Annotated in this window: 31 protein-coding genes; 15 read left to right on the top strand and 16 right to left on the bottom strand. The window is 75.7% G+C overall.

What is annotated here, in order from left to right; genetic code table 11:
• Positions 1-54: 54 nt before the first annotated feature.
• The gene (locus tag ABT295_RS14260) at positions 55-951 is read right to left on the bottom strand and encodes an aminoglycoside phosphotransferase family protein (RefSeq protein WP_352395402.1); all 897 of its coding nucleotides are present in this window, start codon (positions 949-951) and stop codon (positions 55-57) included.
• A 129-nt stretch (positions 952-1,080) separates the two neighbouring features.
• Here ABT295_RS14260 and ABT295_RS14255 point away from each other — a divergent pair, with 129 nt between their 5' ends.
• The 3 genes from ABT295_RS14255 (at position 1,081) to ABT295_RS14245 (ending at position 3,075) form a co-directional block, all read left to right on the top strand.
• The gene (locus ABT295_RS14255) at positions 1,081-1,494 is read left to right on the top strand and encodes a hypothetical protein (protein WP_352395065.1); all 414 of its coding nucleotides are present in this window, start codon (positions 1,081-1,083) and stop codon (positions 1,492-1,494) included.
• Between the two features lie 178 nt (positions 1,495-1,672).
• Positions 1,673-2,293, top strand: coding sequence for a thymidine kinase (locus ABT295_RS14250; RefSeq protein ID WP_352395064.1), 621 nt, complete (start codon positions 1,673-1,675; stop codon positions 2,291-2,293).
• A gap of 80 nt (positions 2,294-2,373) precedes the next feature.
• On the top strand, positions 2,374-3,075 hold the full coding sequence (locus ABT295_RS14245; RefSeq protein ID WP_352395063.1) for an SDR family NAD(P)-dependent oxidoreductase: 702 nt from the start codon (positions 2,374-2,376) through the stop codon (positions 3,073-3,075).
• Here ABT295_RS14245 and ABT295_RS14240 read toward each other — a convergent pair.
• Complete coding sequence (locus ABT295_RS14240) at positions 3,065-4,273, bottom strand: MFS transporter (protein WP_352395062.1); 1,209 nt, start codon at positions 4,271-4,273, stop codon at positions 3,065-3,067. The two genes, ABT295_RS14245 and ABT295_RS14240, sit on opposite strands and share 11 nt — an antisense overlap.
• Positions 4,274-4,278: 5 nt before the next feature.
• Complete coding sequence (locus tag ABT295_RS14235; protein ID WP_352395061.1) at positions 4,279-4,983, bottom strand: cobalamin B12-binding domain-containing protein; 705 nt, start codon at positions 4,981-4,983, stop codon at positions 4,279-4,281.
• A gap of 137 nt (positions 4,984-5,120) precedes the next feature.
• Here ABT295_RS14235 and ABT295_RS14230 point away from each other — a divergent pair, with 137 nt between their 5' ends.
• Entirely contained in the window at positions 5,121-6,080 is a 960-nt protein-coding gene (locus ABT295_RS14230) for a hypothetical protein (protein WP_352395060.1), read from the top strand.
• On the opposite strand, the gene ABT295_RS14225 is transcribed toward ABT295_RS14230, so the two are convergent.
• From ABT295_RS14225 to ABT295_RS14210, 4 genes are all read right to left on the bottom strand, one after another.
• A complete protein-coding gene (locus ABT295_RS14225) occupies positions 6,077-6,352 on the bottom strand; it encodes a hypothetical protein (RefSeq protein WP_352395059.1) in 276 nt (91 codons plus the stop codon). The genes ABT295_RS14230 and ABT295_RS14225 overlap by 4 nt on opposite strands.
• Before the next feature lie 80 nt (positions 6,353-6,432).
• A complete protein-coding gene (locus ABT295_RS14220) occupies positions 6,433-7,446 on the bottom strand; it encodes an SMP-30/gluconolactonase/LRE family protein (protein WP_352395058.1) in 1,014 nt (337 codons plus the stop codon).
• Between the two features lie 113 nt (positions 7,447-7,559).
• The gene (locus tag ABT295_RS14215; RefSeq protein WP_352395057.1) at positions 7,560-8,177 is read right to left on the bottom strand and encodes a hypothetical protein; all 618 of its coding nucleotides are present in this window, start codon (positions 8,175-8,177) and stop codon (positions 7,560-7,562) included.
• A complete protein-coding gene (locus tag ABT295_RS14210) occupies positions 8,168-8,719 on the bottom strand; it encodes an RNA polymerase sigma factor (protein ID WP_352395056.1) in 552 nt (183 codons plus the stop codon). Before ABT295_RS14210 ends, ABT295_RS14215 begins: the two co-directional genes overlap by 10 nt.
• 144 nt (positions 8,720-8,863) lie before the next feature.
• Here ABT295_RS14210 and ABT295_RS14205 point away from each other — a divergent pair, with 144 nt between their 5' ends.
• The 7 genes from ABT295_RS14205 to ABT295_RS14175 all read left to right on the top strand — a co-directional run bounded on the left by ABT295_RS14205 (position 8,864) and on the right by ABT295_RS14175 (position 11,726).
• Positions 8,864-9,307, top strand: coding sequence for an Asp23/Gls24 family envelope stress response protein (locus ABT295_RS14205; protein ID WP_352395055.1), 444 nt, complete (start codon positions 8,864-8,866; stop codon positions 9,305-9,307).
• A 5-nt stretch (positions 9,308-9,312) separates the two neighbouring features.
• On the top strand, positions 9,313-9,663 hold the full coding sequence (locus tag ABT295_RS14200; protein ID WP_352395054.1) for a cation diffusion facilitator family transporter: 351 nt from the start codon (positions 9,313-9,315) through the stop codon (positions 9,661-9,663).
• A gap of 67 nt (positions 9,664-9,730) precedes the next feature.
• Complete coding sequence (locus tag ABT295_RS14195; RefSeq protein ID WP_345509143.1) at positions 9,731-9,910, top strand: DUF2273 domain-containing protein; 180 nt, start codon at positions 9,731-9,733, stop codon at positions 9,908-9,910.
• The gene (locus ABT295_RS14190; protein WP_352395053.1) at positions 9,903-10,304 is read left to right on the top strand and encodes an Asp23/Gls24 family envelope stress response protein; all 402 of its coding nucleotides are present in this window, start codon (positions 9,903-9,905) and stop codon (positions 10,302-10,304) included. Before ABT295_RS14195 ends, ABT295_RS14190 begins: the two co-directional genes overlap by 8 nt.
• The gene (locus tag ABT295_RS14185) at positions 10,301-10,900 is read left to right on the top strand and encodes a DUF6286 domain-containing protein (protein WP_352395052.1); all 600 of its coding nucleotides are present in this window, start codon (positions 10,301-10,303) and stop codon (positions 10,898-10,900) included. Before ABT295_RS14190 ends, ABT295_RS14185 begins: the two co-directional genes overlap by 4 nt.
• Positions 10,897-11,466, top strand: a complete 570-nt coding sequence (locus tag ABT295_RS14180; RefSeq protein WP_352395051.1) for a hypothetical protein — start codon at positions 10,897-10,899, stop codon at positions 11,464-11,466. Before ABT295_RS14185 ends, ABT295_RS14180 begins: the two co-directional genes overlap by 4 nt.
• Positions 11,467-11,552: 86 nt before the next feature.
• Entirely contained in the window at positions 11,553-11,726 is a 174-nt protein-coding gene (locus ABT295_RS14175) for a CsbD family protein (RefSeq protein WP_352395050.1), read from the top strand.
• A 173-nt stretch (positions 11,727-11,899) separates the two neighbouring features.
• On the opposite strand, the gene ABT295_RS14170 is transcribed toward ABT295_RS14175, so the two are convergent.
• Both ABT295_RS14170 and ABT295_RS14165 read right to left on the bottom strand, forming a co-directional pair.
• Positions 11,900-12,898 carry a peptidoglycan-binding protein gene (locus ABT295_RS14170; RefSeq protein WP_352395049.1) on the bottom strand — a complete coding sequence of 333 codons (999 nt, stop codon included), beginning with the start codon at positions 12,896-12,898 and terminating at the stop codon, positions 11,900-11,902.
• A 90-nt stretch (positions 12,899-12,988) separates the two neighbouring features.
• Positions 12,989-13,963, bottom strand: coding sequence for an ArsR/SmtB family transcription factor (locus ABT295_RS14165; RefSeq protein ID WP_352395048.1), 975 nt, complete (start codon positions 13,961-13,963; stop codon positions 12,989-12,991).
• Positions 13,964-14,021: 58 nt separating this feature from the next.
• On the opposite strand from ABT295_RS14165, the gene ABT295_RS14160 reads away from it, so the two are divergent.
• The gene (locus ABT295_RS14160) at positions 14,022-15,230 is read left to right on the top strand and encodes an MFS transporter (protein ID WP_352395047.1); all 1,209 of its coding nucleotides are present in this window, start codon (positions 14,022-14,024) and stop codon (positions 15,228-15,230) included.
• 7 nt (positions 15,231-15,237) lie between these two features.
• Here the strand turns inward: ABT295_RS14160 and ABT295_RS14155 are convergent, their stop codons facing one another.
• From ABT295_RS14155 to ABT295_RS14145, 3 genes are all read right to left on the bottom strand, one after another.
• Positions 15,238-18,303, bottom strand: coding sequence for a helix-turn-helix transcriptional regulator (locus tag ABT295_RS14155; RefSeq protein ID WP_352395046.1), 3,066 nt, complete (start codon positions 18,301-18,303; stop codon positions 15,238-15,240).
• Positions 18,304-18,362: 59 nt separating this feature from the next.
• A complete protein-coding gene (locus tag ABT295_RS14150; RefSeq protein ID WP_352395045.1) occupies positions 18,363-18,521 on the bottom strand; it encodes a hypothetical protein in 159 nt (52 codons plus the stop codon).
• A 100-nt stretch (positions 18,522-18,621) separates the two neighbouring features.
• Positions 18,622-19,266: a LysE/ArgO family amino acid transporter gene (locus ABT295_RS14145; RefSeq protein WP_352395044.1), complete on the bottom strand. Its 645-nt coding sequence runs from the start codon at positions 19,264-19,266 to the stop codon at positions 18,622-18,624.
• Between the two features lie 69 nt (positions 19,267-19,335).
• Here ABT295_RS14145 and ABT295_RS14140 point away from each other — a divergent pair, with 69 nt between their 5' ends.
• Positions 19,336-20,298 carry a LysR family transcriptional regulator ArgP gene (locus ABT295_RS14140; protein WP_352395043.1) on the top strand — a complete coding sequence of 321 codons (963 nt, stop codon included), beginning with the start codon at positions 19,336-19,338 and terminating at the stop codon, positions 20,296-20,298.
• On the opposite strand, the gene ABT295_RS14135 is transcribed toward ABT295_RS14140, so the two are convergent.
• Both ABT295_RS14135 and ABT295_RS14130 read right to left on the bottom strand, forming a co-directional pair.
• Complete coding sequence (locus ABT295_RS14135; protein WP_352395042.1) at positions 20,180-20,641, bottom strand: rhodanese-like domain-containing protein; 462 nt, start codon at positions 20,639-20,641, stop codon at positions 20,180-20,182. The genes ABT295_RS14140 and ABT295_RS14135 overlap by 119 nt on opposite strands.
• Positions 20,638-21,135: a cysteine dioxygenase gene (locus ABT295_RS14130; protein WP_352395041.1), complete on the bottom strand. Its 498-nt coding sequence runs from the start codon at positions 21,133-21,135 to the stop codon at positions 20,638-20,640. Before ABT295_RS14130 ends, ABT295_RS14135 begins: the two co-directional genes overlap by 4 nt.
• Before the next feature lie 216 nt (positions 21,136-21,351).
• Here ABT295_RS14130 and ABT295_RS14125 point away from each other — a divergent pair, with 216 nt between their 5' ends.
• Complete coding sequence (locus tag ABT295_RS14125; protein ID WP_352395040.1) at positions 21,352-22,305, top strand: DMT family transporter; 954 nt, start codon at positions 21,352-21,354, stop codon at positions 22,303-22,305.
• Positions 22,306-22,361: 56 nt separating this feature from the next.
• Here the strand turns inward: ABT295_RS14125 and ABT295_RS14120 are convergent, their stop codons facing one another.
• Positions 22,362-22,523, bottom strand: a complete 162-nt coding sequence (locus tag ABT295_RS14120) for a hypothetical protein (RefSeq protein ID WP_352395039.1) — start codon at positions 22,521-22,523, stop codon at positions 22,362-22,364.
• Between the two features lie 91 nt (positions 22,524-22,614).
• On the opposite strand from ABT295_RS14120, the gene ABT295_RS14115 reads away from it, so the two are divergent.
• Positions 22,615-23,577, top strand: a complete 963-nt coding sequence (locus ABT295_RS14115; protein WP_352395038.1) for a GlxA family transcriptional regulator — start codon at positions 22,615-22,617, stop codon at positions 23,575-23,577.
• A 65-nt stretch (positions 23,578-23,642) separates the two neighbouring features.
• On the opposite strand, the gene ABT295_RS14110 is transcribed toward ABT295_RS14115, so the two are convergent.
• Complete coding sequence (locus tag ABT295_RS14110; protein WP_352395037.1) at positions 23,643-25,046, bottom strand: tryptophan-rich sensory protein; 1,404 nt, start codon at positions 25,044-25,046, stop codon at positions 23,643-23,645.
• Positions 25,047-25,050 lie beyond the last annotated feature (4 nt).

Here is a 25,050-nt window from a genome sequence, read left to right as displayed (position 1 = left end):
CGCAGCCTTCCACGCCAGCCCGGTGACCGGCGAGTAGACAGGCCTGAAGTCGCGTCAGGTCAGCGCGGCGACCACCGCACGCACCATCTGCCGGCCGTGCTCGGCCATCCGCGGGAAGGTGTGCCGGTAGTAGACGATGCCGGTGAGGGAGGGCGCGAGCGCCCAGCCGCAGGCGCGCAGCCAGGTCGCCTCGTCGGGCGCGAGGGCGTCGAGGTAGGCGCGCCGGGCCTCGCCGGTGAAGGTCCACAGCGCGGCGGTCACGTCGGGCGCCGGGTCGCCGACCCCGAGCGCGCCCCAGTCGATGACGGCCGCGAGGTGCCCGCCCTCGACGACGAGGTTTCCGGGCTGCAGGTCGCCGTGCAGCCAGACTGGTGGGCGGTGCCAGTCGGGGGCGGCCACGCAGAGGCCCCAGGCGCGCGCGGCGGCGTCGAGGTCGAGGCCGTCGTCGTGGTCGCGCAGCCGCTCGAGCGCCCGGCGCGCCCCCTCGTCGACGTGGCGCAGCGGCGTCCCCCGGTGGCCGGGCGGCTTCACCGGCCCGTCCGTGGGGTCGACCGCCTGCAGCGCCTTCACGAACGCGGCGAGCTCGCCCGCGAGGTTGACGTCGTCGGTGCCCAGCCGGGGCGGCGTGGTGCCCTCGACCCACGGGACGACCGACCACGCATACGGGAAGTCGGCGGTGGGCCGGCCGACGTGGGCAGGCATGGGCACCGTCACCGGCAGGTGCGGGGCGAGGCGCGGCAGCCAGCGCGCGTCGGAGGTGGCCTGGTGCTGCGCCCAGCCGATCTTCGGCATCCGCACCACGTGGGTCTCGCCGAGCCGGAAGAGGACGTTGTCGGTGCCCTCGACGTCGTCGGGCAGCGGGGTGACGGGCAGGTGCGCCCACCGCGGGCACTGCTCGGCGACGAGCCGCCCGACGAGCTCGGGCGTCGCGCGGACCTCGTCGTCATGCATCGGCACGGCGGCCACGCTAGGGCGGGGCCGCGCACGGGTCCAGCCGATTACGGCCGGGCGGGCGCCGCCGAGCCAGTACCCTCGCACCTGCATCGCGCCAGGACGGCGCGCCCATCACAGAGGGATCTCATGGACGAGAGCGACCCGACGCAGACCCAGGACCGGCAGCAGCCGTCCGCCACCCCGGACTCCCGGCCACCCACGGGGGCGGGTGTCGACTCACCGCTCTCGGGCCTCGAGGCCTCCCTCCGGCGACCGGTGAGCGTGGGGCTCGCCCTGGTGCTCCTGCTCGCCAACGTCATCGGCTGGGCCTGGTTCGTCAATCGCCAGGACGACCAGTTCGCCATGCTCGGCTCCCAGGTGGCGACGGTCGACGTCGGCGGCGCGACGGTGACGACCGACACCGACGCGTGCTGGCTCGTCGGCGCCTCCGCGAGGGCGGCCGGTCACGGCGACGCCTTCGTCGAGACGGTCAACGGCTCGGGCATCACGAGCGAGTGCGGTGCCGCCGCGATCCGCGGGGCCCAGGGCAACGGCCCCTGAGCCGGCACCGGTGCGGCGTTCCGCCAGAGATGCGGCTCTCCGCGCGGGGTGCATGGTGCATCGTGCATCCCTCGAGGAACGGCGCACCCCTGACGTCGCCGTGCACTCCCGCCGAGCACGGCGCACGGTGTTTCCCCGGTTTCGCCGGTGTCACCGCCGGCCGATAGCGTTCTGGCCCGTGACCACGATCGACGACGTCAGGCCGGCCGTCCGCACCGCCTCGGAGGTGTCGCTCGACGTCGTGCTCGGGCCGATGAAGTCGGGCAAGAGCCTCGCCCTCATCTCGCTCCTGTCGCCGCTGCAGTTCACGCGCGTCCGGCACCGCGTCTACCAGTCCGAGCGGCACGTGCGCGACACCGGCGTCACCTCGCGCAGCGGCGGTGAGCTCGCGACGACGAAGGTCGGGTCGCTGCACGGGGCCCTCGACGAGCAGCTCGACGTCGTGGCCGTCGACGAGGTGCACATGTTCGACCTCGACGACGTCGAGGTCGTCGAGCAGCTGCTCCGGCGCGGCACGCGCGTCGTCGTGGCCGGCATCGACCTCGACCACCGCGGCGAGCTCTTCGCGCCGGTGCGGGCCCTGCTCGAGCTCGGCCCCGACTCCGTCAGCTACCGCCGTGCGGTGTGCGACCAGTGCCGCGACTTCAGCGCCACGCACACCCAGGTGCTCCGGTCGGGCGAGCCGTTCCTCGAGAACCTCGGCGGCTCCGAGGCCCTGCCCGACGACGGCTCCTTCAGCTACGAGGCCCGCTGTCGCTCGTGCTTCGTCCGACCCACCAGCCGCCCCGGTCGCCCCTGACCACGAGGTCGGCGCGCTCCCACGGCCCGTCGGGCGGAGCGCCTCTTCCGGAGCCGCCGCGCGCGGGTGAGGATGGCGGCATGACCGACCTAGCCCAGGCCCACGTGCTCGTCGTCGGAGCGACCGGGGGGCTCGGCAGCGCCATCGCCCGGCGACTCGTCGGGGCCGGTGCCCGGCTGAGCCTCGCCGGGCGCGACGAGGCGCGGCTGCGCGCCCTCGCCGACGAGCTCGGCGACGCGGTGGTCGCCACGGTGGCCCGCGACCTGACGGTGCCCGACGGGCCGGCGGCCGTCGTGGAGGCCGCCACCGCGGCGGCGCCCCTGACCGGCGTCGTCAACGCGGCGGGAGTCGTGGCCTTCGGCGGGGTCGAGGACCTCGACGACGACACGCTCGACGAGGTGCTGCTGCTCGACCTCGTCGCCCCGATCCGGCTCGCCCGCGCGGCGCTCGGGGTCATCCCGCAGGGCGGCTTCCTCGCCCAGGTGAGCGCGGTCGTGGCCGAACGGGCCCTGCCGGGGATGGCGGCCTACAGCGCTGCGAAGGCCGGCCTCACCGCCTTCGACACCGCCCTGGCCGGTGAGCTGCGCCGGCGCGGCATCCGGGTGCTCGACGTGCGCCCGCCGCACACCGAGACCGGGCTCGCGTCGCGGCCCGTCGCGGGGCAGGCGCCCCGGCTGACCCGGGGCCTCGAGCCCGACGCCGTGGCGGCGCGGGTCGTGCAGGCGCTGGCCGCCGACGAGCGCGACCTCCCGTCGAGCGGCTTCGGCGACGTCAGCGGCTGACGACGCGCGTCCGGTCTCCGGGCAGCACGCTCAGCGCGACCACGAGGGCGGCGGCCGCGAGCGTCACGACCCCGGCCACGACCGCGCCCCACCCCCGGCCCGACCACGCGTAGCCGAGGAGCCAGCCGACGAGGGCCGAGCCGCTGTAGTAGAGCACGTTGTAGAGCGCCGTCGCCTGGGCCCGCCCGGTCGAGGCGCGCGCCCCGACCCACGCCGAGGCGGTGGCGTGCGCCGCGAAGAACCCGGCCGTCAGCACGAGCAGGCCGGCGACGACGAGCGCGAGGTGGCCCGAGAGGGTGAGCAGCGCGCCGGCCACCATCGTCAGCGTGCCGAGCGTGAGCACCCGGCGGCGACCGAGGCGCGGCACCCACCGACCGGTCAGGCGCGAGCTGACGGTGCCGGCGGCATACGCGGCGAAGATGAGCGAACCGACCGTGGCGGGCAGGCCGAACTCCGGGCCCTCGAGCCGGAAGGCGAGGTAGTTGTAGACGGCGACGAAGCCGCCCATGAGCAGGGCGCCCTGGGCGTAGAGCGCGAGGAGGGCGGGGTCGCGCAGGCTCGCCCGGATGCCGTCGGCGACGGTGCGCGCGGTGGCCGCGGCGCTCGGTCGGTAGCCCCGGGGGCGCGGCATGAGCCGGAGGAAGACGACCGAGGCGACGGCGCAGACCCCCGCCACGGTGAGCAGCGCCGGCCGCCAGCCGACGAGGCCCGCGAGCGGGCCGGCGATGAGCCGCCCGGCCGCCCCGCCGACGGTGGTGCCGGAGATGTAGGCCGCGGCCGCGGCGGCCGTGTGCTCGTCGTGCACCTCGTCGTGCAGGTAGGTGACGGCGAGCGCGGGCAGGCCCCCGAGCGCCATGCCCTCGACGAGCCGGAGGGCGAGGAGCACCTCGATGGTCGGTGCCAGGGCGACGAGCACGCCGAGCACGGTGGAGGCGACGATGGCGACCTGCATGGCGCGCAGCCGGCCCACCCGGTCGGCGACCCACGACCACGGCAGCACCGCGATCGCGACCCCGAGGGTGGCGAGCGAGACGGAGAGGGCCGCGTCGGCCGGGCTCACGCCGAGGCCGCGGGCCAGCGTCGGCAGCAGCCCCTGCGGCGAGTAGAGCTGGGCGAAGGTCGCGACGCCGGCGGCGCCGAGCCCGACGAGGATGCGGCGGTACTCCCGGCTCGCAGGGAGGTGACCGGTCCACGCCACGGCGCTCAGACCGCGGTCGACTCGTCGAGGTCCGGGTGGTCCGGGTGGTCCGGGTGCCCCAGGAGCCCCGGCGCGTCCACGCCGGCGTCCGCGTGCAGGCGGCGCGCGGCGGTCACCGGGTCGCCGACGAGGCGCTCGGCGTGGCACAGCGCGGCGACCTCGTCGGTGGCGCCCGGGGCCGCGAGGTGCACGGAGGTCGTCTCGGCCATCCGCCGCACCACGGGGGCATGGGCGGCGAAGGCCGTCGCACGGCGGGCCGAGAGCACGACGGCGTGGGGCCGGAGGGTGCGGCACGTGCGGGCGAGCTCGGCGGGCGGGGTGCTCGCGCCGAGGTAGCAGGTGCGCCAACCGAGGCGCGAGAGCACGATGCCGGTGGCCATGAGGCCGAACTCGTGCTGCTCCCCGGGCATGCAGGCGAGCACGACGAGCGGGCCTTCGGTGCGCTCGAGCGTCCCGAGCAGCACGCTGAGCCGCGACCGCAGCACGTTGCTCGCGAAGTGCTCCTGCGCGACCCCGATCGAGCCCGCCGACCAGCGCTCGCCGATCTCGCGCAGGTAGGGCAGCACGACCTGCGCGAGGGTCTCCTCGACGCCGAGCGTCTCGAACGCGTGGCCGAGCACGCGGTGCCCGCCGGTCTCGTCGAAGCTCTCCAGCGTCTGCTCGAGGCGGTCGATCGCGGCGCGGGGGCCGGCGGGAGCCGACGGCGTCATGAGCGGGCTCCTCGCGTCGCGCCCGGGATCGGGCGGGTCCCGCGTCCGAGCGCGCGCGCCATACCCGTTCTGCCCCGATCCCCACCGCACTCGGAGAATCCGGTTGGCGTCGCGTCCCCGGCGACGCAGGATGAGGTATGCCGCCCGCCGCGCCCGAGTGCCCGACCGCCGTCCTGGAGGTGGCGTGCGACGAGTCGGGCTCGGAGGGCGAGAAGCTCGTCCGCGGGAGTACCGACACCTTCGCGCACGCCAGCGTCGACGTGACGACGGCGACGGCGCTCGAGACGATCGACCGGGTGCGGGTGGAGGCCCGCTCGCCGGCCACGGAGGTCAAGGCCGGCGTCGTGCTGCGCCCGCAGAACCGCCGGCTGCTCGACTGGCTGCTCGGTCCCGAGGGCCCGCTGCTCGGGCGGGCGCACGTGCACCTCACCGACAAGGCCCTGCACCTCACGGGCCGCATGCTCGACCTGCTCGAGCCCTCGACCGACTCGCGCACGCGGCTGGCTCGGCAGGCCCTGCTGCTGCACCGGGGTGCCGCACGACGGCTCGGGCCGGCCGGGTGGGAGGCGGTGCTCGCCGACTTCAACGAGCTCGTGCGCGCCCGGTCGCTCGAGGAGGCGACGGCGAGCGCCCTCGCGTTGCGGAGCGGCCTGCACGAGGTGCGGGACCTGGCGCCCGGGCTCGCCGGGTCGGTGCCCACCGACGCCGACGGGCTGCTGGCGCTCGTGGCGCGGGGTCGCGGGGTGCTCGACCCCATCGTGCCGGCGCTCACCGAGGTGCTGCGCCACTGGGGCGCGAGCGGTCGGCCGCTCTGGGTGGTGCACGACGTGCAGGCGACGCTGACCGACGCGGCCATCCGCGCCGCCGTCGGGGCGAGCGCCGACGGCGGCGCCGACCGGCTCGAGGGCATCGCGTTCGTCGACTCCCAGGACGACCCGCGCGTGCAGCTGGCCGACTTCCTCGCCGGCGCGGCGCGGCGGATCGCCTCCCACGTGCTGGCGGGGGAGGCGGACCCGGGGCTCGTCGCGCTGATCGGCCCCTACGTCAGCCCGCGGTCGACGTGGCGCGGGAGCTGGCCGGTGGGCGACGCGGCCTAGAGGTCGTCCATCATCGCGACGCTGCAGGAGCCGGCGCGGGTCGGGACGGTGTGGGGCGCGGCGGTGTGGGGCGCGACGGCACGTGGCGTGGTGGCCCCCGGCAGGCGGGGTTCGGTGAGCGACGTCCGGACGGCCGGGACGACGGTCGAGGAGGCCCGGGGTGCGGCCGCCGCCGCGGAGCCGGCGGCGAGCGTGGAGAGCGCGACGAGGGTGGCCCCGACCCCGGCGACGAGCAGCCGCCGCGTGGTGGTCGGGCGGTGGTGGTCGGTCATCCACCCAGTGTGCGCGCACCGTGCCGCCGGGTCCATGCTCCCGTGCACCCGAGGTGCGGGGCCCGGCGGCACGAGCAGCCTCAGACCCGGCCGAGACGGGTGATGGCGAAGGGCGCCGTCGTCGGGTCGGGGATGCCGAAGCGGGCGTTGACGACCCAGAGCGCGCCCAGCGAGGCGGTCGCCGTGGAGGGCACGTCGAGCGTCGGGTCGGTGAGCGTCGCGACGTGGCGACCCCGCACGCGGCCGTCGTCGCAGCGCAGGGCCACGACGCTGACGTCCCGGGGGCCGCTGCCGCGCACGTTGTACGAGGTGTGGCCGACGAGCTCGAGCCCGTCGCCGCTCGTGATGGGTGGGCCGCCGGCGACGGGGATCCGGCGGGCCGCGCCGGTGCGGGCGTCGACCTGCCACAGGCCACCGACGCGGCTGTGGTTCAGGATGACGGGTCCGTGCGGCAGCACGCGGATCCCGTTGGCGTTGAACGTGTTCGGCGGGCTCGAGGGCCAGTCGCCGCCCAGGGGCACGAAGCGAGGCGCGGTGTGGGCCGGGCGGCCGTGCCGGTCGAGCCGCACGACCGTGAGGCGGTCGACCGAGGAGTCGGTGACCCACACGGCGTCGCGGGTGACGACGAGGTCGTTGAGGAAGCCGGCGCCCGGCACGACGACGTCACCGACGACCGCCCCGGTGCGGGCGTGGAGGGCCCAGACGTGCCCGACGGCCCCGACCGAGCCGACGGCCCACACGAGTCCGGTGCGGCGCACGTGGAAGAGACCCCGGAGCGAGCGGCCGGTCGCCGGTGCCAGCAGGGTGCGCACGCGGCCGCCGCGCAGGCTCCCCGTGACGACGCGGCCGTCGGCCACGGAGCCGACGTAGAAGGTGCCGTCGGGGCTCGAGGTGATCCCCTCGGGCTGCGTCCCCGTCGGGAGGTCGATGCGCTGGGGCAGACGGCCGTGGTGACGGTCGTGACCGGAGTCGCGGGTGGTGTCGTGGGCGGATGCGGTGGGTGCGCTGAGGGCGGTGACGGCGACGGCGGCGGCCGAGCCGAGGACGAGGCGACGCGAGGGGGTGCCGGTCGGCACACCGAGGTGAGTGTCCATGCCCCCATGCTGGTCCGGCCCCTGGGCAGAAAGACAGGGGTCGACGGTGAACCTTGGGCGCGCGCGCGACGTTGCGCCGTGGCCGCCGCCGGGCCCGCGCGCGGTCTGCGGCGTCAGATCCGGGGGTCCTCGCGGGTGACGTCGACGATCTCGACGTCGACCACCGCGTCGCGGGAGAGGCCGTCCGGTGGGGGGCCCAGCAGGTCGGTGAGGGTCTCGAGGGTGATCGCCCGGGCCTGCCCGGCCACGGCGTGGAGGTCGACGTCGAAGGCCGCCACGAGACCCACGTGCGCGCCACTGCACCGCACGACCCGATTGCCGTCGGGCGTGGTGTCCTCGTCGAGCAGGAGGTCGACGGCGCTCGGCTGGCACCGCGGCACGGCGGCCAGCGCGCGACGCAGCGCGTCGACGACGACGAGGTCGCTGATCCGCAGCCGGTCGCCGGCCACCTCACCGGCGGCCCCACCGGGCCCGACGGTGGGTGTGGCGGTGGGTGCGAGCGGGTCGGTGACCACCCAGGCCGCGTCGATCTCGACCCCGCGGCGTGTGGCGGAGCGGACGGCCTGGGTCACCCGCGCCGCGACGTCGAACCAGCCCGGGGCGGGGGTGGCTCGCATCTGCTCGGCGCCCCGGCGCACGAGGTCGGCGGCGCGCTGCTGCTCCTCCGCCGTGGCCGGTCGGCTCGCGGGCTCGGGCGTCGACGTGTCCTGCGGCCTGCCGTTCACCGCCATCTCACCATCCTCTCCGTCAGGTTGCGCCGCGCTCGGAAGATCGTGCCCCGGACGGCGTCGGGAGTCATCCCGAGCACCGTGGCCACCTCGGCCTGGCCGAGCCCTTCGACCTCGATGAGCACCCAGCAGGCCCGTTGCCGGTAGGGCAGCTCGTCGAGGGCTCGCTCCAAGGCCTCGACCAGCTCACGTTCGTGCGCCCGCTCGTCGGGCCCCGCGTCCGGGGACGCCATGGGCTCGAGCAGCTCGTCGTCGATGGGGACGGCACGGCGCCGTCGCCCCGAGTCGGCCACCTTACGGGCCGCGATGGCAAAGAGCCACGTCTTGACGCTCGCGCGACCGTCCCACCGGGCGAGACCGCGCCAGGCGGCGACGAACGTCTCCTGCACGACATCCTCCGCGTCGGCGGCGGTGGAGCACGAGCGGAGGGCGTAGCGGTGCAGGGCCGGGCCGTGGCGCTGGAGCAGCGTCTCGAAGGCGGCGCGGTCACCGAGGGCGGCGTCGCGGGCGAGGCTCGCGTCGCTGCGGTCGGCGAGGTCGGTCACGGAGAGCACGTACCCGCTCGGTCGCCGCGTCCGTTCGCTGCACCAGGACGGGTATGACGCAGGTCACAGTGACCGGAGCGTGCGGTTCTGCCGGGTCGGCGCGACTACACCTGTGACAGCACGAACACACGAAAGGCAGTGACCATGGCTGACACCAACGCCTCCCAGACCCGCACGGCTCCCTCGGACGCCTCCGGCTCGACGAGCCAGGGCCGCACGATCATCAGCGACACCGTCGTGTCGAAGATCGCCGGCATCGCGACCCGCGAGGTCTCGGGCGTGCACGACCTCGGTGGTGGCGCCGCCCGCGCCGTCGGCGCCCTGCGCGAGCGCATCCCCGGTGGCCGGGTCAACCAGAGCCAGGGCGTCGGCGTCGAGGTCGGCGAGACGCAGGCCGCCATCGACATCGACATCGTCGCGGAGTACGGCATCGCCATCGCCGACCTCGCGACCGACATCCGGCGCAACGTCATCTCCTCGGTCGAGCGGATGACCGGTCTCGACGTCGTCGAGGTCAACGTGACCGTCCACGACGTCTACCTCGACGAGGGCGACGACGCTCCCACCGAGGCCCCCCGGGTGCAGTGACACCCATGGGCGCAGTGCCGGCGGACGGCGGGGTCGGCTCGGACGACCAGGTCGGTCGTCCCGACCCCGCCGGGCTCGTCGACCGCATCGGCGAGGTGGTCCTCGCCGTTCAGGGCGTGACCGGCCTGCACGGCGGCCCGCTCGGTGCGGCCGCCACCTACCTGCCGGGACGCCGCGTCGTCGGCATCCGGCAGCGCGACGACCGCACCGAGGTCCACGTGACCGTCGGCAGCGGACGCCCGGTGCGGCAGGTGGCCGACGACGTGCGGCGCGCCGTGCGCTCCGTCGTCGACCTGCCCGTCCACGTCACCGTCGAGGACGTCACGCCGGATGCCCCCACGGACACCTCCCCGTGACGCGAACCGCCACGACGCGACCCGCCACCACGGCCCCTGACCACTCGAACTCCTGGAGATGAGACACATGACCACTTCGACCGTCGGCCTCCTCGCCGGCCTCCTGCTCGGAGTCGCCGGCGCCGCAGGCGGATTCACCGGTTTCCTGCTCGCCCTCGTGCTCGGCGGCGTCGGCTTCCTGCTCGGCGGCCAGCGCGACGGCGAGTTCGACCTCGGCCGCCTCCTGGGTGGGCGCGGCCGTGAATGACGCCGAACCCACCGAGCCCACCGAGCCCACAGCGCCGGCCGAGGCCGTCGACGCCGGTGCGCGCGGGACGCTCGTCCTGCGCGACCGGGCCGTCGAGCGCATCGTCGAGGCGGCCGTGCTCGAGGTCGACGGCGTGCTGCGGCACGCCGACACCCTGGAGAAGGTGACCGGGCGTTCGCTGCCGCGGGTCGAGGTCGTGGTCGCGGGCAACCGGGCCCGGGCCTCCGTCGAGATCGCCACCCGCTGGCCCGCATCGCTCGCCGACGTCGCCACCCGCACCAAGGACGGCGTCGCCCGGGCCCTGACCGAGCTCGCCGGCCTCACCGTCGACGCCGTCGACGTCCACGTCGCCCACCTGCCCACCGACATCCCCGAGAGGAGACGGGTCCAGTGACCGCAACACCACAGCAGTCCCCGGCCCGCACGCCCGGGCCGGACGGGACGCGCACCAGCGCTCCCACCGGGGCACCGGCTCCGACCGGAGCGCCCCCGGCCACCGGCTGGGCCGTGCTGCTCGGCCTGCTCGTCACGGCCGTCGGCGTGCTCCTGCTCCGCGACGCCGCCGTGCTGGCGGGCCTGCTCGACGGCAGCGCCGTCACGAGCACGCTCGTGGAGAAGCTGCGCAGCGTGCGACCGCAGGCGTGGTACGTGCCCGGCGGCGTCGTGCTCGCGCTCCTCGGTCTCTGGGTCGTCGTCGTGGCGGTGCGCCCGCGCCCGCGCCGCGACCTCGCCGTGGGCGACCGTTCCCTCGTGTGGCTCACCCCGTCGGCCGTCGCCGGCATCGCGCGCAGCGCGGCGTCGGGTGTCGACGGCGTCGTCGAGGCACGTGCCACCGCGACGCGCCGCACGGTGCGGGTGCTCGCCCGCACGACGAGCACCGATCCCGGCGTGGCCGCGGGCATCACCGAGGCCGTCGAGCACTCCCTGAGCGGGCTCTCCTCGACGCCGGCGGTCCGCGTCACGACCCGAGCGATCGGAGACCACTCATGACCCGCCGCACCGTCGCCGTCGACCGCACCCTCGTGCTTCTCGCCGGGCTGCTCCTGCTCGCCGCCGGCGTGCTCGGGCTGCTCTGGCGGCTGGGCACGCTCTCCGGGGCGCCCGACCGCTTCGTGCTCGCCGCCGGCGTGGCCGACGCGCCCAGCCAGGGCTGGTGGGCCTGGGCGCTCGCCGCCGCCGGCCTGCTCCTCGTCGGGCTCGGCCTCTGGTGGCTGCTCGCGCACCTCGCGCGGTCGCGCCCGAGCCGGCTGGGCCTGCCCGGCAGCTCACCGCAGGGGCGGCTCAGCTACGACGTCGGGGCGGTCGCCGACGCCGCCGCGCGCGCGCTCCGCACCCGGCCGGACGTCACGAGCGTGCGCTCGACGACGGCCTACGCCCAGGGCCGGCCCCTCGTCGACCTCAAGGCCACGACGTCGGCGCGCGCCGACGTGCGAAGCATCGAGCGAGCCGTGGCCGAGGTCGCGGAGCAGCTCGCCCGCGCCACCGACGACCGCGTCGGCCTGCGGGTCCGGGTCGTCGTCGGTCGCCGCGCCCCGGCGCCGAGCCGGGTCGCCTGACCCGCGTGGGGTCGCCCGACCCCGCGCACACCCCCACCAGACCCCGGCCGCCATCGCGGTCGGCACCACGAGAGAAGGAATGCACCATGGGTATCGCTGACAAGGCCAAGAACGCCGCCCAGGACCTCGCCGGCAAGGCCAAGGAGGCCATCGGCGACGCGACCGACAACGAGCGCCTCGAGGCCGAGGGCAAGAAGGACCAGACCGAGGCTTCCGCGCGCAAGGCCGGCGAGAACGTCAAGGACGCCTTCAAGAACTGAGCCGTTCACCGGACGCCGGGTGGCACCTGCCACCCGGACCGCGAACGACGTGTGCCGCCGAGCCTCGGCTCGGCGGCACACGTGCGTCTGCGCCAGGCGCCGGTCCAGAGGGGAGCGCCGGTCCGGAGGGGAGCGCCGGTCCGGAGGGGAGCGCCGGTCCGGAAGGGCCCGTCTCAGGCGGTCAGCTTCGCCCAGGTGCGCGGGCCGACGACGCCGTCGGCCGTCAGGCCCCGCGAGCGCTGGAAGGCCTGGGTCTTCGACGTCGTGACCGCGCCGAAGGCGCCGTCGGCGGTCAGCGTGTAGCCGCGGTGCGTCAGCAGCTTCTGGGCCGCCACGACGGCCTGGCCCGTGGAGCCGCGCCGGACGGTGACGACGAGCGCCGACCACGTCTTCGGGCCGACGACGCCGTCGGCGGCGAGGCCCCGGGACCGCTGGAAGGCGACGACCTTGCCCTGGGTCGTCGGGCCGAACGAGCCGTCGACGGTGAGGCTCTGGCCCCGCGCGCGGAGCAGGTGCTGGATCGCCGTGACCCGGAAGCCGCTCGCCCCGCGCTTGACGGTCGTCCAGGCGATCGGCGTGGGCGTCGGGGTGCCCCCGCCGCCCCCGATGCGCTTGGCGAGGGCTGCCAGGCGGGCGTCGCCCGGGCGCACGTTGATCTCGAAGTGCATCTCGTCCTTGCGGCCCGAGTAGTCGCCGCCCCACCGGACGACTCCGTTGCAGGAGGTGAGGATCGCGCGGATGTGCGAGCGCTGCGTCGCCGTGAACGTGCCCGACCTCCCGAGCGGGTGGCGCGGGGCGTTGAGGTCGATCGCCGTGCCGCTCGAGTGGTTCGACAGCGTCGTGCTGCCCGAGATCGGCCGGTAGCTGTGACCCCAGCACCAGCCCTTGACGAGGGCCTCGACCTCGTCGTCGAAGCGCCGGGCGACGTAGCCGAGGACGACGTGGACGTCGCCGCGCCGCACGCCTGCCGGGAAGGTCGCGGCACCGACCGAGAGGGTCGCGAGCGGCACCGTGGACGACGAGCCGGCCGGCCAGCCGTTCTGGGACGTCGCGGCCTGGGCGGCGCTGGAGGTGGCGGCGACGAGGCCACCGCCGAGGAGCAGGCCACCGGCGCCGCGGAGGAGAGTGCGGCGCCCGACGGCGGGAGTGGCGGTTTCGTGGAGCTCACACATGACGGACCCCTGGGTGTCGGTGGTGCGGTCGCGGTCGCGGTCCGCAGCACGGAGGCTAGGGGCGGTCGTCCGGTTCGTACATGGGGAGGACTACCCGGGCCCGTGCCCCGACCCCGAGGCGACGAGGGCGTCGCCGACGGCGGTGCGCCAGTAGAGCACCTCGCGCCCCGAGCGCCGGCGCAGCACGAGACCGGCCGCGAGCAGCACCTGCAGGTGGTCGCCGACCGACCCGACCGCGAGCCCCGTCGTCGCCGCGAGCCCGCTCGTGCTCGACGGCGACCCGATGGCGGTGAGGAGCCGCGCGCGGTTGCGGCCGACGAGTCGCGCGAGCCCGTCGGGGGCCCCGGCGTCGACGCGGGCCAGCGCTCCGGCGACGGGGTAGTAGACGGCATACCGCCTCGGCAGGAGCCAGCCCACCCAGCGGGCGCGGTGGTTGACGGGGACGAAGAAGAGGTCGGCGTCGTCGGGCAGCACCCGCGACGGCAGGTCGTAGTGGTTGATCCGCAGGTGACCGTCGCCGACCCACTCGCGGTCGCGGCCGAGGTCGTGCAGCACCGCGGCCCAGCCCTGGGTCGCGAGGCGCGAGGTACGGGCGACGACGTCCGCGTGCAGGATCCGCTCGCGCCGCGCCCAGTCGGTGGCGAGGACGTGCGTCCACACCCACTCGAGCAGGTCGGCGCCGTGCTCGGTCAGCCCGTCGGCGAGCAGCGCGTCGGGCAGTTCGCGCGTGGGGGAGCTCTCGGCGAGGCACTCGCGCATGACGTCGTCACCGAGGTCGCGCACGTCGTCCAGCTCCTCGGCGAAGGTGCGCCCGCCCGTGGCCGGCGGCAGGCACAGCCAGTCGGAGATCCACTGCGGCCGCCAGCTGTGGTCGAGCACGGCCCGCCGCACGGGGTGCTCGTCGAGCATCGTCCGGAACGCCTCGCCGTGCGCGGCGGCGAGCGCCCGCCCCTCGGGGTCGGACGGGCGCACGAGGTCGTTGAGCGCGCCGACCGTCTCGATGCGCGGGGAGATGACGAAACGGCTGCGCGCGAGCAGGTCCGCCGAGATCTGCCAGGTCCCCATGTTTCGCCTCCTGCCGAAACGTTAGCGCCCCTGGGTCCGGGTGGGTCAGGGTGACGCGGTGCAGACGTACCGCCAGCTGTTCGCCGTCCGGGAGTTCCGGGTCCTCTTCGTCGTCCAGTGCCTCAACATCGGGGCGTATGCCGTGGCGTCCCTCGCGCTCGGCACCATCACCTTCGCGGCCACCGGGTCGCCGGCCCTGACGGCGCTCGCCATGTTCGGCGCGCCGCTCATGCGCATCCTCGGCCAGTCGTTCCTCGGCTCGGGCTCGGACCTCGTCCGTCCCCGCACCGCGCTGCTGCTCGTCTTCACGACGACGATGGCCAGCGACCTCCTCCAGGCGATCCCCGGCCTCGCGTGGGGGTGGCGCTTCGCGCTGCTCGCGGTCGGCCCGCTCATCACCTCGGCCCTCGGCGGCAGCATGATGGCGCTCGTCTCCGACATCCTCCCGCCCGACGGCTTCATCCTCGGGCGCGCGACGATGAACGTCGCGGTCGGCGGCATGCAGATCGTCGGCTACGGCGTCGGCGGGCTGCTGCTCGTCGCCTTCACGACGACGCAGCTCTTCCTCGGCGCCGCCGCGGCCCTCCTCCTCGCCGTCGTGCTGCTCCGCCTCGGCCTGTCGGACCACCCACCACGCCACACCGGGGCCTCGGTGGTGCGCCGCACGCGTGAGGTGAACCGTGCCCTGCTCGGCTCGCGGGTCGTCCGGCCGCTCTACCTGACGATGTGGGTCCCCAACGGCCTGGTCGTCGGGTGCGAGGCACTGTTCGTGCCCTTCGCGGGCGAGCGCGCCGGCTACCTCTTCGCCGTCACGGCCGCCGGCATGCTGCTCGGCGACGTCGTCGTCGGCCGCTTCCTCCCCGTGGCGGTGCGCGACCGGCTCATCGGCCCGCTGCGCCTCCTCCTCGCCGTGCCCTACCTCGCCTTCTTCGCCGTCCCGTCGCTGCCGTGGGCCGCCGCGCTCGCCTTCGTCGCGTCCGTGGGCTACTCGGCGAGCCTGCCCCTGCAGGAACGGCTCGTGACGCACACCGACGCGCAGGCCCGGGGGCAGGCCTTCGGGCTGCAGGGCACGGGGCTCATGGTCGGGCAGGCGCTCGGGGCGCTCGTCGGCGGCACGGTGGCGAGCGCCCTCGGGGTCGGGCCGGTCGCGGCGGCGCAGGCGATGGGGGTCATGGCCGTCGCCTCGGTCGTCGCCTCGCTGGCGCTCACCCCCGGCCTGCGCCGGTCGCGCCCCCGGGCAGCGGTGCTCGGTGGCGCGACGGCCTGACGGGCCGTCACTCCGGCACGAGGCCCCGGCGCCGGGCGATGGCCGCGGCCTCCGTGCGGCCCGCGGCGCCGAGCTTGGCGAGCAGGTTGGAGACGTGGACGCTCACGGTCTTCGTGCTGATGAAGAGCTGCTTGCCGATCTGCCCGTTGGTGAGGCCACGCGCGAGCAGCCCGAGCACCTCCAGCTCGCGGGCGGTCAGCTCTCGGGTGGTCGGCTCGGTGGCGTCGCGCGTCGCGGAGCGTGCCGCCACCCGGCTCGCGGACCGACGCGGCACGGCGGCGTCGAGCTCGGCGAGGAGGGGCCGGGCGCCGAGCCGCTCCGCGACGGCGCGCGCGGCATCGGCCTCCTCGCGCGCCGCGTCGTCGTCGCCCAACGCGTGCAGCGCCGCTGCGAGCCGGGCCCGGGACCGGGCCGCCTCGAAGGCGTGGCCGTAGCCGTCGAAGGCGGCGACGCTGGCCCGCCACGCGTCGACGGCGGACGGCCCGTCGGGCGGGTCGTCGAGCTCGGTGGCCCGGCGCAGCCGCAGCGACTCGGCCTCGGCACGCAGCAGCCAGGCCCACGTCTCACGGCTCGAGTGCTCGAGATCGGCGGTGTCGGCGCGGTCGTCGGTCGGCCGGCTCGCCACCCCGGCGGCGGGGCGGAGCGCCGTGACGTGCCGGGCCCGCGACAGCAGCGTCGTGGTCAGCGCGGTCAGGCGCTCACGCGTGGCGGGTTCGGCGGCCAGGGCGGCCGAGGCCGCCTGCCCGCCGACGAGCGCGGCCAGGCGCACGACCGCGCGGTACTCGCCCCAGGCGGCGTCGAGCCGCGCGACGGCGTCGTCGACGAGGTCGACGAGCTCGTCGTGTCGACCGGCGTCGCCGAGCAGGTCGACGGCGGGCATGACGGTGACGACGACGGCGAGCCCGTCGTAGGGCCACCACCGCCGCAGCCGGCCGAGCAGGCCGGGCTCGAGCCTGTCGCCGCGTCCGGCCCGCACCTGCAGGAGGGCGCCGGTGAAGATCGTGCCGCCGGGCTCGGGAGCCCGGCCACGGTGCGCGCCGCCGGGCCCGCCGCCGAGTCCGCCGTCGAGGCCGACGTCGAGGCGACGCTCGGCCCCGTCCCAGTCGCCGAGCTCGTAGGCGGTGAGGCCGCCGAGCAGCCGGCACTCCTGACCCCACGGCGCCCACTCGCGGTTCAGCCGCCGCGCGTCCGCCGCTCCGGCGTCGAAGCGGGCGAGCGCCTCCGGGAGGTCGCCCCGCCGGTGCGCGAGGGAGGCGAGCTGGTGGCGGGCGCGCAGGCGCAGCGGGTCGTCCGGGTCGAGGCCGGTCAGGACGGTGCGCAGGTGGGACTCCACGGCGTCGAGGTCCTCCTGCACCTCGAGCACGCGGGCCTGGATCGTGCGGATGACCGCGAGCTGCCCCGAGAGGCCGAGGCGCTCGGCGAGGAGCGAGACCTCGTCGCCGACCGTCGACGCCTCGATCCACAGCCCGAGGTCGACGAGGGCCTGGAGGCGGGCCGAGAGCACGCGCACGCGCCGCTCGTCGGGCGTGTCCGGCGCGAGCAGCGCGAGGGCCTCGTCGGTGAGGGCGAGGGGGTCCATCGGCACGTCGAGACCGCGGCCGACATGGACGAGCGCGGCGAGCAGGTCGGCCCGCAGCCCCGGCGGCTGGGCCCGTCCCGGGTGGGCGAGGCGGTCGCGGAGCAGCTCCAGCGCGCGCACGGGGTCGCCCGCGACGGTGGCGGCCTCGGAGGCGCGCAACGTCACCTCGTCGCGCTGGTGGTCGTCGTCCTCCAGCCAGGTGAGCACCCGCTCGAGGTGCAGCAGGGCCTCCTGCGGGCCGCCGACCGCGAGGGCCGCCTCGGCGGCCGCCCGGCTCGCGCGCACCGCGGTCGCGAGGTCGCCGACGGCGGCCGCGTGCCGGGAGAGCTCCGACGCGGGCCCGAGCCCGGGGTGGTCGGCGAGGACGGCGGCATACGCCCGGTGCAGGCGCAGGCGCTCACCGGGCAGGAGGCCGTCGGCCACGGTCTCGCCGAGCAGGGCGTGGCGGAAGGTGTAGGCGGGCGGCCAGCGGGTCTCGAGCACGTGGTGCTCGACCGCCTCCGCGAGGCACGACTCGAGCACGTCGTCGGGCAGGTCGAGCACGCGGGAGAGCAGCTCGTGGCCGATGAACTGCCCGCCCTTGAGGGCGACCGCGCGGAGCACCCGCTGCGTGGTGTCGTCGAGCTGCTCGACGCGTGAGCGCAGCACGCGGCCCAGGCCGCCCGTCAGCGACTGCCCGGCGGCGGCGCTCGCGACGAGCTCCTCGGCGAAGAACGGGTTGCCCTCGGCGCGGCGGGCGATCTCGGCCGTGGTGACGGCGTCGGTGGGAGCGCCCTCGGTGACCGCGACCAGCTCGCGCACCGCGTCGTCGGGCAGCGGCCCGAGGTCGACGTGCTCGAGCCCGGCGATGCGCGCCCAGACGGCGAGGGTCTCGTGGAGGGGATGGCGACGGTGCAGGTCGTCGGACCGGTAGGTGACGACGAGGCCGACGGCCGTGGGGAACCCGCGCGTGAGCAGCAGCGTGATGAGGTCGCGCGAGGAGCGGTCGGCCCAGTGCACGTCCTCGACGACGACGAGCGTGGGCCGGACCGCGCCGACCGCCGCGAGCAGGGCGTGCACGGCCTCGGCGACCTGGCCGGGATCGGTGGAGCGACCGACGGGCTCGCCACCCCGCCGGGGCGCGTCGCGCAGGTCGGTGGGAGGCTGCGCCGGCCGGCCGGGCAGCAGGTGCGCGAGGCTGGGGTGGGTGTCGAGCACCCGCTCGACGACCTCGGGGTGGCTGGTGTCGACGGTGCCGACGAGCTCGACGAACGGCAGGTAGGCGAGCGCGCTGCCGGCCTGGCCGACGCAGTGCCCGACCGCCGTGAACCAGCCGGCCGCCGCGGCGTCCGCGAGCAGCTGCCCGGCGAGTCGCGACTTGCCGATGCCGGCGTCGCCGGAGAGCACGACGACGCCACCGGGTCGGCTCCCCTCGGTGGGGTGCAGCCCGATGACGTCGGCGAGGCGGCCGAGGTCGGTCTCGCGACCGACGAGCGGGCCGGTTCGGAGCGGCATACGCGGCATCATCGCGCACCCCGACGACAGCGGCCGGCCCGGCGGGGTGTCGGACCGCGTCACCGCGTGTGGGCGGGGTCGTTCTCCTGGCGGGAGACGCGCGCCAGGGTGCGGCGCATGATCTCGAGCGACGAGTCGCGGCGGGCCCGGTGGCGCAACGGGTAGCGGTGCTCGAGCTCGGCCCGGACGAGACGGTGGTCGAGGTGCAGGGCGGTCATGGTGGTTCCTTCGCTGGTGCCGGTCTGGACCTCTCCAGAGTCGGTCGCTGAGGTAGGCCGCCACATCGGGCGACCTCCCTATCCACCGCGGCCGGCTACCTCAGATCCCGGGCACCCGCGCGGGGGCTCCCGCCTGAGGCAGGCCACCCGGGCCCAGCACGAGGCCCGCGGCGATGGCGAACATCACGAGCGCGATCGCCACGTCGAGCACGCGCCAGGTGGCGGGTCGGGCGAAGAGCGGGGCGAGCAGCCGGGCGCCGTGGCCGAGCGCCGTGAACCAGACGAGGCTCGCCGCGGCCGCCCCGCCGGCGAACCACCACCGGCCGTCGCTGCCGTGCTGGTTCGCGAGGGAGCCGACGAGCAGCACCGTGTCGAGGTAGACGTGCGGGTTGAGCCAGGTCAGCGCGACGACCGTCGCGAGCACGCCGCCCCGCGACGGGAGGGCGCCGTCGGTGCCGAGGGCCACGGGGTGCCGGGCGCGGCGCAGGCACAGCAGCCCGTAGCCGACGAGGTATGCCGCGCCGACCCACCGCACGACGGTGAGCAGGGCGGGGTGCGCGGTGACGAGCCCGCCGACCCCGAGCACGCCGGCCGCGACGAGCAGGGCGTCGCTGAGCGCGCACACCGCGACGACGAGCCCGACGTGGTGGCGGGCGAGCCCGCTGCGCAGGACGTAGGCGTTCTGCGCCCCGATGGCGACGATGAGCGAGGCCATCGTGAGGAAGCCGGGCAGGAGGGAGGTCACGCCCCGACGGTAGGCCGCGGCGGCGATGCAGTGAAGCGAAGGATTCTTGGTCATCATTAGCATGGCTTCATGCGGCTGCAGACCGAGCACCTCGCCACCCTGCTGGCGATCGTCGACCTCGGCACGTTCGAGGCCGCCGCCCGGCACCTCCACGTCACGCCGTCGGCGGTGAGCCAGCGGGTCAAGGCCCTCGAGGCCGCCGTGGGCCAGGTGCTGGTCGTCCGGGCCGTGCCGTGCCGTGCGACGACCGCGGGTGAGGCGCTCGTGCGGCTGGGCCGCCAGCAGCTGCTGCTCGAGTCGGAGACCCTCGCCGTGCTGGCCCCGGCGCGGGGCGCGCGGGTCGACCTCCCCGTCGCCGTCAACGCCGACTCCGTGGAGGCCTGGTTCGCCGACGTGCTGCCGGTCGTGGCCGGGTGGGACGACGTGGTGCTGAGGGTGCACGTGGAGGACCAGGACCACTCGGCCCGGCTGCTGCGCTCGGGGGAGGTGCTCGGGGCCGTCACCTCGGACCCGACTCCCGTGCAGGGCTGCTCGACCGAGCCGCTCGTGACCCTGCGCTACCTGCCGACGGTGGTGCCCGCCCTGCTCGAGCGGCACCGGCGGGGACGCCGCGTCGACTGGGCGGCCCTGCCGGTCGTCCGGTTCAACGCCAAGGACGACATCCAGCAGCGCGTCCTCGACCGGCACGGGGTCGCCGAGCCGCCGCCGACGCACGAGGTGCCCGACGGCCACGGCTTCGCCACGGCCGTCCGCGCGGGCCTCGGCTGGGGCGCGCTGCTCGAGGCGCAGGCGGCCCCTGCCCTGGCGTCCGGCGAGCTCGTGCGCCTCGGCGCGCGCGACCACGTCGACGTCCCCCTCTACTGGCAGCGCTGGCGGCTCGCCTCCGAGCCCCTCGACCGGCTGAGCGCCGCGATCAGGACGGCGGCGGCGACGGTGGCGACGCCTGGCCGCCCGCCTGGCTCCGGTCGGTCGGCGCGCGCCGGTCGTCCTGCTCGCGCTGCCACGTCGACCACGCGGCATACCCCCCGATGACGTCGGTCGCGCGGTGGATGCCGAGCTCCTGCAGCGCCGCGGCCGCGAGGCTCGAGGTGTAGCCCTCCTGGCACAGCACGACGACCTCGAGGTCGTGGCTCGCGAAGGGCAGGGCAGCGCTGCTCGAGGGGTCGAGCCGCCACTCGAGGACGTTGCGCTCGATGACCGTCGCGAGGGGCAGCTCGCCCTCGGCCGCCCGCTGCGCGGCGGGGCGGATGTCGACGACGACGGCCCCCGCCGCGTGGGCGTCCGCCGCCTCCTGCGGGGTCAGCCGCCGGAGCCGGTCGCGCGCCTCGGCGAGCACGTCGTCGATGGTGCGGCGGGGGCGGACCGGCTCGCTCACCAGTCGACCCCGACCTCGGCCTGCTCCTCGACCTCGAGCACGCCACCGACGTCCCGGTAGTTCGTCATCGAGGTCAGCTTGGGGGCGTAGACGTGCAGGCTGACGGCGGGGTCGGAGCCGGCGTTCGTGACGCGGTGCAGGTGCCGGGTGCCGAAGCTGCGCTGGTCGCCGGGGGTCAGGAGCACTCCGGGACCCGTCGCGCGCCGCACGTCGTCGAGGTCGCGCGCCCTGCGGTAGCCCGCGACCTCCTCGGTCAGCACGCCCTGGAGCACGACGAACGAGCCGGCGCTGCCGCCGTGGTCGTGCCACGGCGTGCCCTGACCCGGCAGCCAGGTGAGCAGCCAGGCCTCGTGGTCGGCGTCGGCGTGCAGCCGCGCGTAGTAGCGGGTGATCGGGTCGAAGTCGACGAGGCCCTGCCAGAGGGAGCGCTGGCGGGCGAGGCGCCGGGCGGTCTGGGCGAGGTCGACGGTGGTGCGCTGCGTGCCGCGGGACATGGTGGGCCTTTCGGGAGGTGGCGGTGTGGTCGGGTCGGTGGCGCTCGGGAGGCGTCAGCGCCTGCCGGCGCCCCCGAGCGGGCGACAGTCCTCACCGGCCTCCGTGGCATAACCAGGTCTTTGCATGGTCCCAACGCTAACTTATGTTCGTGCCGAACGGCAAGGGTGATGGGGAAGGTGGGCGGTCGTGTCGGTGCCGGCCCCTAGGGTTCTCGCGTGAGCGTGCGTCCCGACAGTGCCGATTCCGGAGCGGCCGCTGCCTCCGGCTCCGAGGATGCCCCGAGCCCGGCGGTCCGGGGTTCGCGGCGCGGCGCGGGGCTCGTCCTCGGCGCGGTCGCCGTCACGCTGCTGCTCTGGGCGTCGGCGTTCGTGGCGATCCGCCACCTCGGTCGCGACGTGCCGCCCGGCGCGCTCTCGCTCGGGCGGCTCCTCGTCGCGTCGGTGGCGCTGGGCGTGCTCGTCTTCCGCCGCCCGCGCACCTGGCCCGCGCGCCGCGACTGGCCGCTCCTGCTGCTCTGCGGCGTGGGCTGGTTCGGCGTGTACAACCTGGCCCTCAACGAGGCCGAACGCCGCATCGACGCCGGCACGTCGGCGCTGCTCGTGCAGATCGGACCGATCCTCGTGGCCCTGCTCGCCACCGTGTTCCTCGGCGAGCGGATGAGTCGCTGGCTGCTGCTCGGCATGGCCGTCGGCTTCGGCGGGGTGGTCGTCATCGCCCAGGGCTTCGCGTCGGGCGAGGAGGGCGACCCGGTGGGCGTGTGGCTGGCCGTGCTCGCCGCCGTCACGTATGCCGTCGGCGTCCTCGCGCAGAAGCCGCTCCTCGGCCGGCTGCCGGGCCCCGAGGTCACCTGGCTCGCGTGCGTCATCGGTGCCGTCGTGTGCCTGCCGTGGTCGGGCGAGCTCGTCGACGTCGTGCGCACCGCCGACGCCGCGACGCTCGGCTGGATCGCCTACCTCGGCGTGTTCCCGACGGCCATCGCGTTCTCGACGTGGGCCTACGTGCTCGCCCGCAGCGATGCCGGCCGACTGACCCTGACGACGTTCCTCGTGCCGTTCCTCGCGACGCTCATCGCATGGGCGCTGCTCGGCGAGGTGCCGCCGCCGCTGACCTTCGTCGGTGGGGCGCTCTGCATCGCCGGGGTGCTGCTGACACGGCGCCGGGCGAGGTAGCCGGGGTCGGGCGGGGTCGGGCGGGGTCAGGTGGGGTCGCGCGGGATCAGGTGGGGTCAGTGGGCGATCGGGGCGTCGTGCAGCACGCGCTCGAGGTCGCGGTCGACCTCGGCGTCCGCGCCGAACGGGGCCCGGGGGAGGCGGAAGGTCTTGCGGTGGTGCGGTTCCAGGGCCGCGACGACGAGTCCGACGAGGATGAGGAAGACGATGATGTCCATGGCAGAAAGTCTGCGCTCATCGTGATGCTGCCACGAGTGGCAGAACTGTCGATGCTCGACAAGATCCTGCCAAGAGTGCGACCCTGACCCCATGCTGCGCACCGTTGCCGTCGTCGCCGAGGAGCCCGTCGCCACCTTCGAGCTCGGCGTGCTCTGCGAGGTCTTCGGCGTCGACCGCACCGACGACGGGGTGCCGCCCTTCGACTTCCGGGTGTGCTCGACGCGGCCGGGCGAGGTGCTGCGCACGACCACCGGCATGGGCGTGGTGGCGCCGCTGCCGCTCGAGGCCGCGCGCGGCGTCGACCTCGTCGCGATCCCCGGCGGCGCGGCCGACGGGCCGTACCACCCGGCCGTGCTCGAGCTGCTGCGCGACACCGTCGCGGCCGGCGGTCGGGTGCTCTCGGTCTGCTCGGGCGCCTTCCAGCTCGCCGCGGCCGGCCTGCTCGACGGGCGCGAGTGCACGACGCACTGGCGGCACGCCGCGCAGCTCGCCGCCGAGAACCCGGGGGCGCGCGTCGACCTCGACGTGCTCTACGTCGAGGACGGCCCGGTGCTGACGAGCGCGGGCACGGCCGCCGGCATCGACGCCTGCCTGCACCTCGTGCGCTCCGAGCTCGGCTCGGACGTGGCCACGCGGATCGCCCGCCGCATGGTCGTGCCGCCGCACCGGTCCGGCGGCCAGCGCCAGTTCGTCGAGACGCCGCTGCCCACCGAGCCGTGCGAGGGGCTGCAGGACCTCCTCGAGTGGGTCTCCGAGCGCCTGGACGAGGAGCACTCGATCCCGTCGCTCGCCCGGCGGGCCGCCCTCTCGGAACGCACCTTCGCGCGCCGGTTCGCCGCCGAGGTCGGCACGACGCCCCACCGGTGGCTGACGAGCCAACGGGTGCTGCGCGCCCGCCACCTGCTCGAGTCGACCGACCTCGACGTCGAACGCATCGCGCACGCGAGCGGGTTCGCGACCGCCGCCGTGCTCCGGCACCACTTCTCGCGCGAGATCGGCGTGCCGCCGGTCACCTACCGGCGCGCCTTCGCGCACGAGCCCGGCGCCGGGTGAGCGGCTCGGGTCGATGGCGCGCTCTACCCCTGTCTCGGTTCGGCGCTAGAGAGTCGTAGAGGAGGTCAGCGACGGGGGTTGCGCCGGGCGATGGCGGCCGAGAGCACGGTCGCGAACCCGCACCACGCCGCGTACGGCGAGAGGGCGACGCCCGACCCGCGACTCACCCGGCCCGCGCGGCGGGCGAGGTCGGCCGAGCTCGCCGTGAGCAGGGCGGCCTCGGCCGCGGCCACCCACGGGCGGCGCGAGCGCCAGAACAGCCAGCTCCACGCGGCGTTGAGGGCGAGGTTGGTGCCGAAGGCCTTGAGGTAGGCCTGGCGCCCGGCGGCGTCACCGTCCTTGTCGAGCGCGTTCAGCACGGTGGCCGAGCTCGCCGCGATGTCGGTGTAGAGCACGCTCCACACGAGCGGGAACGCGATCGCCGGCGGCTGCCAGTCGGGCAGGTCGAGGGAGCGGTACCAGTTCGAGTCGGGCTTGGTCGCGAGCGAGCCGACGACCACGGTCGCCGCGGTCGCCGCGCCGGCGAGCGCGAGGTTGCGCATCACGGTGTCGGGCCGGGCCGTGCGCATGGCCGAGCGGACCGCGGTGTCGAAGTCGGTGTAGCCGCCCGGCACGTCGACGTAGCGCTCGATGTCGCGCTCCTTGGCGACGACCTCGTGCACGAGGCTGCCGACGAGCGGCTTCGCGAGTCCGGCCGAGATCGGCGTGACGAGCCCCACCCAGTGGCTGGCGAGGCGTGGCGTCAGCACGGGCACCGTGACGACGACCGGGCGGCGGCGGCCCGTGGCGTCGGAGAACCGCGCGATCATCTCGCGGTACGTGAGCACCTCCGGACCGCCGATGTCGAAGGTGCGGTTGACCTCGGCCGGCAGGCTGCCGGCGCCGACGAGCAGCGTCACGACGTCGTCGATCGCGATCGGCTGGATCTGGTTGTCGAGCCACTTCGGCGCGACCATCGCCGGCAGGCGCGTCGTGAGGTAGCGCAGCATGTCGAACGACGCGGAGCCGTCGCCGAGCACGACGGCGGCCTGCAGCACGGCGGTCGGCACGCCGGAGTCGAGCAGGATGCGGCCGACCTCGACGCGCGAGGCGAGGTGCGGCGAGAGCACCTCGTCGTCGGGGTGGAGGCCGCCGAGGTAGACGATGCGCGAGACGCCGCCGGCGCGGGCCGCCTCGGAGAAGATCGTCGCCGCCTCGCGGTCGCGCTCGGCGAAGTCGGGCTTGTCGTCCATCGAGTGCACGAGGTACCACGCGGCGTCGACGCCGTCGAGCGCCCGCCGCATGTCGTCGGCGGACGAGACGTCGCCCTCGACCACCTCGACGCGGTCGTGCCACGGCCGGTCGTCCATCGAGCTGCGGTGCCGGGTCAGCACGCGCACGGTCCAGCCCTCGTCGAGCAGGCGCGGCACGACCTGCCCCCCGATGTAGCCGGAGGCGCCGGTCACGAGGGCGGTGCGGGAGGAGGTCATGAGG

Origin of the sequence: Terrabacter sp. NPDC000476 (assembly GCF_040300125.1) — a bacterium.
Lineage (GTDB): Bacteria > Actinomycetota > Actinomycetes > Actinomycetales > Dermatophilaceae > Terrabacter.
The sequence above is the reverse complement of the archived record's forward strand: the minus strand, read 5'-3'. Positions and strand labels throughout refer to the sequence as shown.

Coding starts and splice junctions, on each gene's coding strand:
- ABT295_RS14260 (WP_352395402.1), bottom strand. CDS start 951: ATGCATGACGACGAGGTCCGCGCGACGCCCGAGCTCGTCGGGCGGCTC.
- ABT295_RS14255 (WP_352395065.1), top strand. CDS start 1,081: ATGGACGAGAGCGACCCGACGCAGACCCAGGACCGGCAGCAGCCGTCC.
- ABT295_RS14245 (WP_352395063.1), top strand. CDS start 2,374: ATGACCGACCTAGCCCAGGCCCACGTGCTCGTCGTCGGAGCGACCGGG.
- ABT295_RS14235 (WP_352395061.1), bottom strand. CDS start 4,983: ATGACGCCGTCGGCTCCCGCCGGCCCCCGCGCCGCGATCGACCGCCTC.
- ABT295_RS14230 (WP_352395060.1), top strand. CDS start 5,121: ATGCCGCCCGCCGCGCCCGAGTGCCCGACCGCCGTCCTGGAGGTGGCG.
- ABT295_RS14225 (WP_352395059.1), bottom strand. CDS start 6,352: ATGACCGACCACCACCGCCCGACCACCACGCGGCGGCTGCTCGTCGCC.
- ABT295_RS14220 (WP_352395058.1), bottom strand. CDS start 7,446: ATGGACACTCACCTCGGTGTGCCGACCGGCACCCCCTCGCGTCGCCTC.
- ABT295_RS14215 (WP_352395057.1), bottom strand. CDS start 8,177: ATGGCGGTGAACGGCAGGCCGCAGGACACGTCGACGCCCGAGCCCGCG.
- ABT295_RS14205 (WP_352395055.1), top strand. CDS start 8,864: ATGGCTGACACCAACGCCTCCCAGACCCGCACGGCTCCCTCGGACGCC.
- ABT295_RS14200 (WP_352395054.1), top strand. CDS start 9,313: ATGGGCGCAGTGCCGGCGGACGGCGGGGTCGGCTCGGACGACCAGGTC.
- ABT295_RS14195 (WP_345509143.1), top strand. CDS start 9,731: ATGACCACTTCGACCGTCGGCCTCCTCGCCGGCCTCCTGCTCGGAGTC.
- ABT295_RS14180 (WP_352395051.1), top strand. CDS start 10,897: ATGACCCGCCGCACCGTCGCCGTCGACCGCACCCTCGTGCTTCTCGCC.
- ABT295_RS14175 (WP_352395050.1), top strand. CDS start 11,553: ATGGGTATCGCTGACAAGGCCAAGAACGCCGCCCAGGACCTCGCCGGC.
- ABT295_RS14170 (WP_352395049.1), bottom strand. CDS start 12,898: ATGTGTGAGCTCCACGAAACCGCCACTCCCGCCGTCGGGCGCCGCACT.
- ABT295_RS14165 (WP_352395048.1), bottom strand. CDS start 13,963: ATGGGGACCTGGCAGATCTCGGCGGACCTGCTCGCGCGCAGCCGTTTC.
- ABT295_RS14155 (WP_352395046.1), bottom strand. CDS start 18,303: ATGCCGCTCCGAACCGGCCCGCTCGTCGGTCGCGAGACCGACCTCGGC.
- ABT295_RS14150 (WP_352395045.1), bottom strand. CDS start 18,521: ATGACCGCCCTGCACCTCGACCACCGTCTCGTCCGGGCCGAGCTCGAG.
- ABT295_RS14140 (WP_352395043.1), top strand. CDS start 19,336: ATGCGGCTGCAGACCGAGCACCTCGCCACCCTGCTGGCGATCGTCGAC.
- ABT295_RS14130 (WP_352395041.1), bottom strand. CDS start 21,135: ATGTCCCGCGGCACGCAGCGCACCACCGTCGACCTCGCCCAGACCGCC.
- ABT295_RS14120 (WP_352395039.1), bottom strand. CDS start 22,523: ATGGACATCATCGTCTTCCTCATCCTCGTCGGACTCGTCGTCGCGGCC.
- ABT295_RS14115 (WP_352395038.1), top strand. CDS start 22,615: ATGCTGCGCACCGTTGCCGTCGTCGCCGAGGAGCCCGTCGCCACCTTC.
- ABT295_RS14110 (WP_352395037.1), bottom strand. CDS start 25,046: ATGACCTCCTCCCGCACCGCCCTCGTGACCGGCGCCTCCGGCTACATC.